Annotated in this window: 9 protein-coding genes; 4 read left to right on the top strand and 5 right to left on the bottom strand. The window is 33.4% G+C overall.

Annotated elements, in window-relative coordinates:
- Positions 1-3: 3 nt before the first annotated feature.
- The 5 genes from ASF10_RS24315 to miaB all read right to left on the bottom strand — a co-directional run bounded on the left by ASF10_RS24315 (position 4) and on the right by miaB (position 5,698).
- Positions 4-1,647: a tetratricopeptide repeat protein gene (locus ASF10_RS24315; protein ID WP_056246906.1), complete on the bottom strand. Its 1,644-nt coding sequence runs from the start codon at positions 1,645-1,647 to the stop codon at positions 4-6.
- A gap of 103 nt (positions 1,648-1,750) precedes the next feature.
- Positions 1,751-2,254: an LptE family protein gene (gene lptE / locus ASF10_RS06520; protein ID WP_056246904.1), complete on the bottom strand. Its 504-nt coding sequence runs from the start codon at positions 2,252-2,254 to the stop codon at positions 1,751-1,753.
- Between the two features lie 80 nt (positions 2,255-2,334).
- Positions 2,335-3,588: a sigma-54 interaction domain-containing protein gene (locus ASF10_RS06515; protein WP_056246903.1), complete on the bottom strand. Its 1,254-nt coding sequence runs from the start codon at positions 3,586-3,588 to the stop codon at positions 2,335-2,337.
- 56 nt (positions 3,589-3,644) lie between these two features.
- Positions 3,645-4,079, bottom strand: a complete 435-nt coding sequence (locus ASF10_RS06510) for a YcxB family protein (RefSeq protein WP_131726514.1) — start codon at positions 4,077-4,079, stop codon at positions 3,645-3,647.
- A gap of 173 nt (positions 4,080-4,252) precedes the next feature.
- Positions 4,253-5,698: a tRNA (N6-isopentenyl adenosine(37)-C2)-methylthiotransferase MiaB gene (gene miaB / locus ASF10_RS06505; RefSeq protein WP_056246898.1), complete on the bottom strand. Its 1,446-nt coding sequence runs from the start codon at positions 5,696-5,698 to the stop codon at positions 4,253-4,255.
- 581 nt (positions 5,699-6,279) lie between these two features.
- Between miaB and topA the strand changes: the two genes are divergently transcribed.
- From topA to gldL, 4 genes are all read left to right on the top strand, one after another.
- Positions 6,280-8,796, top strand: a complete 2,517-nt coding sequence (gene topA, locus ASF10_RS06500) for a type I DNA topoisomerase (protein WP_056246896.1) — start codon at positions 6,280-6,282, stop codon at positions 8,794-8,796.
- Between the two features lie 3 nt (positions 8,797-8,799).
- Positions 8,800-9,951 carry a formimidoylglutamase gene (locus ASF10_RS06495; RefSeq protein WP_056246894.1) on the top strand — a complete coding sequence of 384 codons (1,152 nt, stop codon included), beginning with the start codon at positions 8,800-8,802 and terminating at the stop codon, positions 9,949-9,951.
- A gap of 262 nt (positions 9,952-10,213) precedes the next feature.
- Positions 10,214-11,623, top strand: a complete 1,410-nt coding sequence (gldK, locus tag ASF10_RS06490) for a gliding motility lipoprotein GldK (protein WP_055094854.1) — start codon at positions 10,214-10,216, stop codon at positions 11,621-11,623.
- Positions 11,624-11,685: 62 nt separating this feature from the next.
- Complete coding sequence (gldL, locus tag ASF10_RS06485; RefSeq protein WP_055094852.1) at positions 11,686-12,333, top strand: gliding motility protein GldL; 648 nt, start codon at positions 11,686-11,688, stop codon at positions 12,331-12,333.
- Positions 12,334-12,360: the final 27 nt, after the last annotated feature.

The raw sequence follows: 12,360 nt of genomic DNA, 5'->3' as shown, positions 1-12,360 counted from the left end.
TGCTTAATTATTATTGTTATTTTGTTGTAAAATCTTTATATCCGAAATACGGTCTGCAAAGAAACTAATTTTTTCTGGATATTTCAAAATTAATATTTCATATGCTTGTATTGCTTTTGTATATTTTTTTTGTTCTAAATATACTCTCGCCAAAGTCTCTGTCATTAAGTAGGAATTATCATCTGAATTTAGATCAAATTGTACTGCTGGAGTTATCGGAGTTTGTTTTATAGGAGAGATTTTAGGGTTCGTTTCGATGAATTTATCGATTATTTCTGCCTTTTTCTTTTTCTCTTCGTCTATTACTTCAACTACTACTTTTAGTTCAGCTGTTTTTTTTACTTCTTTAACTTCTTCTGCTTCTTGAGGACCTTCTATTGTTCTGTCGATAGGTTCTGTACGCGATAATTGCAGCCATTCGTGAAAAGAATGTTTTTCGTTGAAAGAAAAATCCAATGGTTTTCCTATTTCCAGATTTTCTTCTGCATTTTTTACAGTTTCAGGAACTTCAATTTCTTTTGGTTCTTCTACTATTTTTGGTTCTTCAAAAATTACGGTTGTAGCTTCTTTTATAGAATCAACTATAGATTTCTCGATTGGTTCAACTCTTACTTCCGGAATTTTTACTTCTGTAATTTCTTCGTCATCTACTATTTCTTCAAAAAAAGTATGACCAAATTCCTTCTTTGGTGTTACCAAAACGGGTTCGTCAATTGATTCAGTTTTTGTTTCTTCGGCTTTTAAAGGTTCTTCAAAATTAGTTGATGTTATTTCTTCAGTAGCAATTAAAACAGGTTGTTCTGCAATTAATTCAACTTCTGGCTCTTCAATTTTTTGTGGTTCTTCAAAAGTTGGGGATTCAACTTCTTTAAAAGAATTTAAAATTGCTTGTTCATCAATTATTTCGATTTTAGGTTCTTCAATTGTCGAAGGTTTTTCAAAAGTTATTTTTGCAACTTCTTTAAAAGAATCTAAAATTAATTCTTCGGCAATAACTTCAATTTTAGTTTCTTCGATTACTGGTTCTTCCAAAACTGTTGGCGTTACTTCTTCAAAAGAATCCAAAATTGCCTGCTCATCGATTAACTCAATTTTAGGTTCATCTACTTTAGAAGTTTCTGCTAAAATAGTTGGTGTTGTTTCTTTAAAAGAATCCAGAATTGCCTGTTCATCAATTAGTTCGATTTTTGTCTCTTCGATTTTTACAGGTTTTTCAAAAGTAGTTGGCGTTTGTTCAAAAGTTACATTTGTTGCTTCTCTTATAGAATTCAGAATTGATTGCTCAATTGGATCAATTCGAACCTCATTTACTTTTTTTATTTCTTCAAATGAAACAATTTCACTGTCAAAAACTTTAATTTCTAAAAGATCTTTCAGTTTTTGATCATAATATTCGTTCTGAATAGATGTAAAAGTTTCAGAAGTAATAAACTCAAATAAAACAGCTCGATCTGTAGTATGAGCGGCTGTAACTTTTAATGCATAATTATACTTAAAGCTATTCTGACTGTAAAGTCCTTTTAATCGCAATGCTCTTGCACTTTGAAAATACGGAAATTCATTCAAAACACTTCCTAATGCATCCGTTTGCTTTTCTGTAATAGCATCGGGTTTGTTCATTAAGTAGGTATAATCAGTTACATTCATGTTTTTTTGTTTAATCGTTGAATTGTTTATTTGTTTAATCGAAATTTGTTTAATCGTTTTTACCGATTCAACGACTCAGCGATTTACCGGTTAAACAAAAAAACTACCATTTAGCTAATGATTCATTAAAAATATCCTGAGTAATTCTCTCAAAAATAGTCTGAACGGCTGTGTTTAATATAGCACCCGTTGGTAATCCTGTTCCCGGGAAATCATAATAGAATTCGAATGTTTTCTCGAAATTATCTGTTTCCTTCTTTTTATTTGTAAACCTTACATTTATACGAATCGTCAAACGGTTTTGAGCCGCTTGCTGATCTGCAGTTGCAGTCATTGGTGTTGTTCTGTAATCTATAATTTCGCCTTCATAAACTAAATCACCACTATTACTTACCAGATTTAGATTAGTTTGATTTTGAATTAAATCCTGTAAAGTCAATGTAAATGTTCTGTCGATTCCTGGTTCGATCAAATCAGCATTATTCTGAAAAAAGTTAACCTGAAAAGTATCGGCGTCAATTTTTCCTGTTCCTGTAAAGTTATAAGCACCGCAACCACTTAGCATGAAGAGGCACATTAAGGCTAATAAAGAATATATTTTTTTCATAAATAAGTATAGTAATAAACTCCGTTTTATTTCAAATGTACTAATTTGAAATTTAGAATTTATTTTTTGGAATTTTCTATTTAGAGATCAAATTGTTTAATTTTTCGGTACAAAGTTCTTTCAGAAATGCCTAATTCGTCTGCGGCAGCTTTTCGTCTTCCTTTGTTTTTTTCTAATGACTTTTTAATCATTTCGATTTCTTTTTGTTCCAAACGCAGCACTTCCTCTTCTTCAATAGTTTCAGCAAACAAATAGTTATCGTCTTGCATTTGGTAATTATCTTCACGGGTTGCAGGCGTCATGACAGCAGTTCGTGGTTCTTCTTCGAAATCTATTTCGCTTTCATTTTCTTGTGAACCGTATATTTTCTGAATCAGGTTAGGATTGATATCTTGTACTTTTGTACCGTTTTTCATCAATTCCAGAGTAAGTTTCTTTAAATCATTCAGGTCGCTTTTCATATCAAAAAGCACTTTGTATAATATGTCCCTTTCAGTACTAAAATCACTTTCTTTTTTCTTGTCGCTAATTACAGATGGTAAATTGGTGCCTTCGGTTGGCAAATAAGACTTTAAAGTAGCAAGCGTAATATCGCGATTAGTTTCTAAAACAGATATTTGTTCTGCTACATTTCGTAACTGACGAATGTTTCCGTTCCACCTGAATTTTTGCAAAAGCTGTACTGCATCATCGTCTAATTTTAACGGAGGCATTTTGTATTTGTGTGCAAAATCTGCAACAAACTTTCTGAATAACAAATGAATATCTTCATTTCTTTCGCGCAATGGCGGCAAAGTAATTTCGACAGTTGTTAAACGATAGTACAAATCTTCACGAAACTTGCCTTTTTCAATAGCATTGAATAAGTTGACATTTGTTGCCGCTACGATTCTAACATTGGTTTTCTGAACCTGAGATGAACCTACTTTTATAAACTCACCGTTTTCAAGAACACGAAGTAAACGAACCTGAGTCGTAAGAGGTAATTCACCTACTTCATCAAGGAAAATAGTTCCGCCATCAGCTACTTCAAAATAACCTTCACGCGTACTTGTAGCACCTGTAAAAGCTCCTTTTTCGTGTCCGAAAAGTTCACTGTCAATAGTTCCTTCCGGAATGGCTCCACAGTTTACAGCAATATATTTTCCATGCTTTCTGTGCGAAAGCGAATGGATTATTCTTGGAATATTTTCTTTACCAACACCACTTTCCCCAGTCACCATTACTGATATATCAGTAGGAGCAACCTGAATGGCTTTTTCGATGGCGCGATTTAATTTTGGGTCATTTCCAATAATTTCAAATCGCTGTTTTATTGCTTGAACTGTTTCCATGTATATTTTTGTTTCAAGTTTTTTGTTGTTTCAGGTTTCAGGTTTTACACTTTGCCTTAACTTTTTAAACTATTTTTGATGGCGATCGAATTAAAGAGCTGTTTCAATTCATTGTATTGATTGTCTTTCAGATTTTCCTTAATAATGGGTAATGCTGAATTTTTATTTAAATAGATTAAAAACCAATCTTTAGTTTCTTTTATTTGAAAACATTCTTTCCAAAGGTTTTCTATTTTAAAACTTTGGCCTTCTTGTATAAAGAAATCTTTTGTGAAAGTTATTTTTTGAGGCTCTAAATTTTTTTTATTTTTAAGAATATTCTTTTTGATGCTGTACATTATTAAAAAATAGACGATAATCCAAACAAGAACCACCATTAATAAAGGTAAAAGATCAAAAAAGTCCCATTTTATTTTAGTCACGGATTGTGTAGCTGATAGAGCTATGTTTTGTATAAGGACAAAAAAGAAAATAAAAACAATAAATTTCACGAAACGCATTCTCAAAAGCAGATATTTGGAAACTTTAGTTAATGTGTCTGCATTAGGTTTGTATTCAATAATGATCTCTTTTTCCATTCTTAAAATTATAACTTGAATATTTGATTATTTAATATTTTTCAAGTTACAGAAATAACCTGAAACTTGAAACCTGAAACAAATTTTTAATTCATTTCAGAATATCCAACCGCTTCACCTTTTAAAGTTCCACTAGTACAGCTTGTAATTTTTACGTTTACAAAATCCCCAATTTTATAATTCTCTTTAGGGAATACTACTGTAATACTTTGTGAGTTTCTTCCTGAGAATTCCTCGGTTGATTTTTTAGAAACTTTTTCGACTAATACTTCAACAATTTGACCTACGAATTCCTCACTGCGGAACCAGGCGTGTTTTTGTTGTAAATCGACAATTTCCTGCAATCTTCTGGCTTTAGTTTCTTCAGGAACATCATCTTCCATTTTTCTTCCCGCCAAAGTTCCCGGACGTTCAGAATACGAATACATATAACCAAAATTATATTTTACATATTCCATCAAACTCATTGTATCCTGGTGATCTTGTTCTGTTTCTGTTGGAAAACCAGCGATCATATCTTGTGAAATCGAAGCATTCGGAATAATTGCTTTGATTTTGTCAATCAAAGCCATGTATTCTTCACGAGTATGCAAACGATTCATTTCTTTTAGAATTCTGTCACTTCCAGATTGAACCGGTAAGTGAATGTGTTTGCAAATATTTGGATATTTGGCAATCACATGCAAGATGCTTTCGTGCATATCCTGCGGATTAGAGGTCGAAAATCGAATACGCATTTTAGGGAAACCAACCGCAACCATTTCAAGCAATTGATCAAAATCAACCGCTGTGGCTTTTTGCATGTCAGACGCATTTACAAAATCTTTTTTCAAACCGCCACCGTACCAAAGGTAACTGTCAACGTTTTGACCTAAAAGTGTAATTTCCTTAAAGCCTTTATCCCATAAATCCTGAACTTCCTTCATGATACTTTGTGGTTCACGGCTACGTTCACGACCACGAGTAAAAGGTACAACGCAAAACGTACACATATTATCACAACCACGAGTGATCGAAACCAGAGCAGTAATTCCGTTACTCATCAAACGAACTGGCGAAATATCTCCATAAGTTTCCTCTTTCGATAAAACTACGTTAATTGCATCACGTCCGTCTTCAACTTCTGCTAATAAATTAGGTAAATCTTTGTATGCATCAGGACCAACAACAAGATCAACTATCTTTTCTTCTTCCAAAAACTGACTTTTCAAACGTTCGGCCATACAGCCCAAAACGCCTACTTTCATTTTTGGATTAATACGCTTTACCGCATTATATTTTTCCAGACGTTTACGTATAGTTTGTTCTGCCTTATCTCGAATCGAGCAAGTATTTACCAAAACTAAATCAGCGTCTTCAAGAGTTTGTGTAGTATTATATCCGTTTATTGATAAAATGGAAGCTACGACTTCACTGTCCGAAAAATTCATCGCACAACCGTAACTTTCTATAAAAAGTTTTTTAGTATTCTCAGGCTTATTTTCTAAAACAAGACTTTCGCCCTGCTTGCTTTCTTCAATAATCTTTTCCATTGTATAATTTCAAAGTGCAAAGATAATGTAAATGCGGTCAATGTGACAAGATGGCAGAGAAAAGATTTTAGATTTTAAAGTTAAGATTATTGGAATTTTAGATTTTAGAGTTCAGATTTTAGATTGTTGTAATCAACAAAGAATACGGAATCTAAAATCTAAAATAATAATAGCAACAGATTAAAAAAAAAATAAAATGATTCTCAAAGCTTTGCGAACTTCATCTGAAATATTCAGCTCAATCTAACTTTGTGAACTTTGCGTAAAAACTTTGCGAACTCTGCGGTTAAATTTTTAGTATTTGTTTTTAAGTAGCTATTCCGGCTTCCGCTTCAAGTCCTCATAAGAAACTTTTGCATTTTTTACTCTGGGCTTTTTACAACAATTCGGGCTATTAAATATCGGGCAAAAAGAGCATTTAGTGATTATAAACCTTTAAAATTTACACCTATATATATAATAGGTAGCAATACAGATAAATCTTCATTTTTAATAAACATAACATTAAAATACTTCAAAAATGAATTAGCAAGGTTGATATTTAAAAAAAATAGATACTTTTGTTGCAGAAAAATAGAGCAATGGCAAAGAATTTAGTAATAGTTGAGTCACCTGCAAAGGCGAAAACGATAGAGAAATTTCTGGGAAGTGATTTTCAAGTAGAGTCGAGTTACGGACATATAGCAGATTTACCATCAAAGGAAATAGGAGTAGATGTAGAAAATGGATTTAAACCAAAATACGAAGTTTCTCCAGATAAAAAAGCCTTGGTAAGCAAATTGAAAACACTATCTAAGAATGCCGAAATGGTTTGGCTGGCGAGCGATGAGGACCGCGAGGGTGAGGCCATTTCCTGGCATCTTGCGGAAGAACTAAAACTAGATATTAAAAAAACCAAGCGAATTGTTTTTCATGAGATTACAAAATCTGCGATTCTTAAAGCAATCGAGAATCCAAGAGAAATAGATTATAATTTAGTAAACGCACAACAAGCACGTCGTGTTTTAGACCGTTTGGTAGGTTATGAATTGTCTCCGGTTTTATGGAGAAAAATTAAAGGTGGATTATCTGCTGGTCGTGTGCAATCAGTTTCTGTTCGTTTGATTGTTGAGAGAGAACGCGAGATTCAAAACTTTAATGCAGTTGCGAGTTATTCTATCGTAGCAGAATTTGTAAATGAGGCTGGAAAATCTTTCAAAGCCAAATTGCCAAAGAACTTTAATACAAAAAAAGAAGCCGAAGATTTTTTAAATAAAAATATCGGATCACAATATAAGGTAGCAGATTTAGAAACTAAACCTACCAAAAAATCTCCAACAGCACCTTTTACAACTTCTACTTTGCAACAAGAAGCAGCAAGAAAATTGTATTTGCCAGTTGGGATTACCATGCAGCTTGCACAACGTTTATACGAGGCAGGACTTATTACGTATATGAGAACTGATAGTGTAAACCTTTCTAAAGATGCTATGGATGCTGCTGAAGCTGAAATTATAAAATCATACGGTAAAGAATTTTCGAAGCCCAGAACTTTTGCTAACAAAAGCAAAGGAGCACAAGAGGCGCACGAAGCAATTCGTCCTACAGATATGTCACGTCACTCTGTAAATATTGATCGTGATCAGGCTCGCTTATATGATTTGATCTGGAAAAGAACGCTGGCTTCTCAAATGAGCGATGCGCAATTAGAAAGAACAAACGTAAAAATCGAAGCAAATAATCACAGCGAAATTTTTACAGCTTCAGGAGAAGTTTTACTTTTTGAAGGTTTCCTGAAAGTGTACTTAGAAGGACATGATGATGATGAGGAAGAACAAGAAGGAATGTTGCCTGCATTAAAAGTAAACGAAAAACTAGTTAACAATTATATTACAGCAACCGAAAGATATTCAAGACCACCGGCTCGTTATACAGAAGCATCTTTGGTGAAAAAATTAGAAGAATTAGGAATTGGTCGTCCGTCTACGTATGCGCCAACTATTTCGACTATCATCAATAGAAATTATGTAGAAAAAGGAACTCTTGAAGGTCAGGAACGTAATTATACACAACTTACATTGCAAAATAGTGCAGTAGGTGAGAAGTTGCTAAAAGAGAATACAGGTTCAGATAAAGGAAAATTGGTTCCAACAGATATTGGGACAATCGTAACAGATTTCTTAGTGAAGAACTTCGGAAACATTCTGGATTATAATTTTACTGCAAAAGTAGAACAGGATTTTGATGAAATTGCCGAAGGAAATATCGACTGGGCAATCATGATGCAGGAATTCTACAATAAGTTTCATCCAAATGTAAAAGAAGTTGAAGCAAATGCAGAACGTGAAAGCGGAGAAAGAATCCTGGGTAAAGATGCTGACGGAAGACAAGTTTCTGTTCGTTTAGGAAAATTTGGACCAATGGCTCAGATTGGAGAAGCAGATGATGAGGATAAAAAGTTTGCAAGCTTAATGTCTGATCAGAATATTGGAAATATTTCACTAGAAGAAGCTTTGAATTTATTTTTACTGCCTAAAAGTTTAGGAGAATATAAAGGAGAAGAAGTAGAAGTAAATAATGGTCGTTATGGTCCTTATGTACGTCACGGAAGTGTTTTTATTTCGTTGCCAAAAGGAGAAGATCCTTTAGGACTTTCTAAAGACAGAGCACAGGAATTAATTGATGAAAAAGCGATTGCTGATGCGCCAATTGCAGTTTATAAGGGCGAAGGCGTTCAAAAAGGTGTGGGTCGTTTTGGACCGTTCATTAAATGGAACGGTATTTTTATCAATGTAAGTAAGAAATACAATTTTGATAACTTATCTCAACAAGAAGTAGAAGAATTAATTGAAGATAAATTACAAAAAAATATAGATAAGGTGCTTCATAATTGGGAAGATGAAGGAATTTTAGTTGAAAAGGCACGTTGGGGCCGTTCAGTTATTACAAAAGGCAAAATCAAAATTGAATTAAGCAAAGATGTTGATGCAACAAAATTAACATTGGCTGAAGTTCAGGAAATGATTGCAAAAAAAACACCGGCAAAAAAGACACCAGCAAAAAAAGCAACAACCACCAAGAAAGCTCCAGCTAAAAAAACGGCTGCTAAAAAGAAATAATAAATGGAATTTGATTTTCTAGAACCAGTTAATGACGGAATTTTAAAATTCATTAGTTCATTGTCTTCACAAGAATTGGGCAGCAAAATTGTTTTGCATACCCAGGATCAGTTTCCTGATATTAGCAAAATTACAATTGCAATAGTAGGCGTTCTCGAAGATCGTCGTAATAGTAATGTGATTAATGAGGTTAACCTGAACGCAGTTCGTAAGAAACTGTACAGCATGTTTCCCGGTAATTGGGATGCGTCGATTGCAGATTTAGGAGATATTCTTGCAGGTGACTCTGTAGAGGATACTTATTTTGCTCTTAAAAAAGTAACAGCTACTTTAATTAAGAATAAAGTCATTCCTATAGTTATAGGAGGTTCGCAGGATTTGACATATGCATTATATCGTGCATATGATGATTTAGAGCAAATGGTAAACATGGTTGCTGTAGATAATAGGTTTGATTTTGGAAAAGAAAATGAAACAGTTTCAGCTAATTCTTATTTGACCAAGATTATTATAGATGAGCCTAATAACTTGTTTAACTATTGTAATATAGGGTATCAGACTTATTATAATTCTCAGGAAGAAATAGATTTGATCGAGAAATTGTTCTTTGATGCTTATCGTTTGGGCGAAATTTCTAATAAAATTGCATTGGCAGAGCCTGTATTTAGAGATGCTGATTTAATAAGTATTGATTTAAATTCGGTAAAGTCGTCAGCTTCAGCGAATATGATTACCTTTGAGCCGAATGGTTTTAATGGAAAAGAGATATGTTCATTGGCAAGATATGCCGGAATTAGTGATAAAGTTTCATGTTTTGGAATTTTTAATCACAATAGTACAGTTCCGGAAGCGGGAATTATTGCCCAAATAGTTTGGTATTTTATCGAAGGGTATCATTATCGTTCAAAAGAATATCCGTTTGGTAGTCGGGCAACGTATTTAAAATATATTGTTCCTCTGGAAGAGGAAGAATTAATTTTTTACAAAAGTGACAAAACAGATCGTTGGTGGATCGAAATTCCGTTCGAATCTAATGGTCACAATAAATTAAAAAGAAATACGTTATTACCGTGTTCATACGACGAATATTTGAGCGCTTGTAACCAAGAATTGCCAGAAAGGTGGTGGAAAGCACAGAGAAAAAATGCTTTATAGAGTAAAATTTTAGCCAAAATCATAAATTTTTAAAATTTCAAAAAAATTGTTAAATAATATTAGTAAGAAAATAAATATAAAGTATAAAATTTAACGTTTTACGTCGATTTTTTCTGCTAGTTTATCGATCAAATATTTTTTTTTTATTTTATTTAACATTATTTTTGAACGGTAAAATAAATTTCGCAACTAGTATTGTTTTTTAGATAAATAATAAATACGTTTACGGACTTATAATAATGAATAGAAATCCCAAATTTATATGAAGAAGTTTATTGCATTTGCAGCAATGTTAACACTGGTAATTGGCTGTGGTAAGTCAGGAGACAAAGGTGAGTTAGTTGGTGTTACAGGAGGGAAATGGCATCCTGAGAAACCTTATGGAATGACATTAGTTCCTGGTGGGTCTTTTATTATGGGTAAATCAGATGCTGATTTAGCTAATGTAGAAGATGCTCCGACTAAAACAGTAACGGTTCGTTCGTTTTATATGGATGAAACTGAGATTACAAATAGTGAGTACCGTCAATTTGTAGAATGGGTAAAAGATTCTACAATGAGAGTTCGTTTGGCAATTTTAGCTGATGAAACAGGTCAAAAACCTGCTGGTGATGCTAAAGGTAAAAAAGGTGGTAGTATCTCAGATTATGCATTTAATGATTCAGAGCCAGACAAAATGACGGCTTATGATAAATATATGTATGATAACTACTATAGTGTAGGGACAAAAGATGATCCGTATGCTGGAAGAAAGTTAAACAAAAAAGTTAAGCTAATTAAAGATACTAAAGCTTATCCGGATGAATATTACGCTGAAGTAATGGATTCTATGTATTTGCCAATTGAAGAATCATATAATGGTTTAAGAACAATTGATGTAAATAAATTGAAATTCCGTTATTCATGGATGGATATTCAGGCTGCTGCAAAAGCTAAAGTTGGAAAAAGAAAAGACTTCGTTAAAACTGAACAAGTTAGTGTGTATCCAGATACAACAGTTTGGATTAAAGATTTCGCTTACTCATATAATGAGCCAATGCACAATGATTATTTCTGGCACAAAGCTTATGGAGATTATCCTGTAGTTGGTGTAACCTGGAAACAAGCTAAAGCATTTTGTGCTTGGAGAACATTAAATAAAAACAGCTATATCAAATCTAAGAAAAAAGGACGTGATTTAGTAAATGCTTTCAGATTACCAACTGAAGCAGAATGGGAATATGCTGCAAGAGGTGGTCTTGAATCTGCAACTTATCCTTGGGGAGGTCCTTATACTAAAAGTGACAGAGGTTGTTTCTTAGCAAACTTTAAACCAAGCAGAGGAGATTATGCTGCTGATGAAGCTTTATATACTGTTGAAGCAAAATCATATGAAGTAAACGGATACGGATTATATAACATGGCAGGAAACGTTTCAGAGTGGACAGATTCAGCTTATAATCCAAATGCTTACGAATATGTTTCTACAATGAACCCTAACGTAATTGATGGAAACAATCAAAGAAAAGTGGTTCGTGGAGGATCTTGGAAAGATGTTGCTTACTTCCTACAAGTAAGTACTCGTGACCACGAATATGCAGATTCTGCAAGAAGCTACATTGGTTTCAGAACTGTACAGGATTACATGGGAACTCAAACAACCGGAAGCGGAAAAAAGAAAAGTAAATTATAATTAAATTCAAATTCAATAACCAAATCAAATCTATTTTAAATTAAAACCTAAAAAAAAGTATTATGGCATTATTAAGTAAAAAAGCAATGAATTTCGCTTATGGTATGGGAGCGGCAGTAGTAATCGTTGGAGCTCTTTTCAAAATTACTCACTTTGAAATTGGACCATTAACAGGAACAGTGATGTTGTCAGTTGGATTATTAACTGAAGCGTTAATCTTTGCTCTTTCGGCTTTTGAACCAGTTGAAGACGAATTAGACTGGACTCTTGTTTACCCAGAATTAGCTAATGGTCAAGCTAGAAAAAGAGAAGATAAAGTTGAAGCTACGGCTGATGCCCAAGGTTTATTATCTCAAAAATTAGATGTAATGTTGAAAGAAGCTAAAATTGACGGTGAGTTAATGGCAAGCTTAGGAAACAGCATCAAAAACTTCGAAGGAGCTGCAAAAGCAATTTCTCCAACAGTAGATTCTATTGCAGGACAAAAGAAATATGCTGAAGAAATGTCTATGGCTGCTGCACAAATGGAATCATTAAACAGCTTGTACAAAGTACAATTAGAAAGTGCTTCAAGAAACGCACAAGCAAATAGCGAAATCGCTGAAAATGCTTCTAAATTAAAAGAGCAAATGCAATCTATGACTGCAAATATCGCTTCTTTAAACAGCGTTTACGGTGGTATGCTTTCTGCAATGAGTAACAAAGGATAATTAGTTTTTGACTATTATATTAAATTT

Source organism: Flavobacterium sp. Leaf82, from assembly GCF_001422725.1.
Taxonomy (GTDB): Bacteria; Bacteroidota; Bacteroidia; order Flavobacteriales; family Flavobacteriaceae; genus Flavobacterium.
The sequence above is the reverse complement of the archived record's forward strand: the minus strand, read 5'-3'. Positions and strand labels throughout refer to the sequence as shown.

Bases quoted from the DNA above. Each gene is read 5' to 3' on its own strand.
- lptE (WP_056246904.1), bottom strand. From the start codon at position 2,254: ATGAAAAAAATATATTCTTTATTAGCCTTAATGTGCCTCTTCATGCTA.
- ASF10_RS24315 (WP_056246906.1), bottom strand. From the start codon at position 1,647: ATGAATGTAACTGATTATACCTACTTAATGAACAAACCCGATGCTATT.
- gldK (WP_055094854.1), top strand. From the start codon at position 10,214: ATGAAGAAGTTTATTGCATTTGCAGCAATGTTAACACTGGTAATTGGC.
- ASF10_RS06515 (WP_056246903.1), bottom strand. From the start codon at position 3,588: ATGGAAACAGTTCAAGCAATAAAACAGCGATTTGAAATTATTGGAAAT.
- miaB (WP_056246898.1), bottom strand. From the start codon at position 5,698: ATGGAAAAGATTATTGAAGAAAGCAAGCAGGGCGAAAGTCTTGTTTTA.
- topA (WP_056246896.1), top strand. From the start codon at position 6,280: ATGGCAAAGAATTTAGTAATAGTTGAGTCACCTGCAAAGGCGAAAACG.
- ASF10_RS06495 (WP_056246894.1), top strand. From the start codon at position 8,800: ATGGAATTTGATTTTCTAGAACCAGTTAATGACGGAATTTTAAAATTC.
- gldL (WP_055094852.1), top strand. From the start codon at position 11,686: ATGGCATTATTAAGTAAAAAAGCAATGAATTTCGCTTATGGTATGGGA.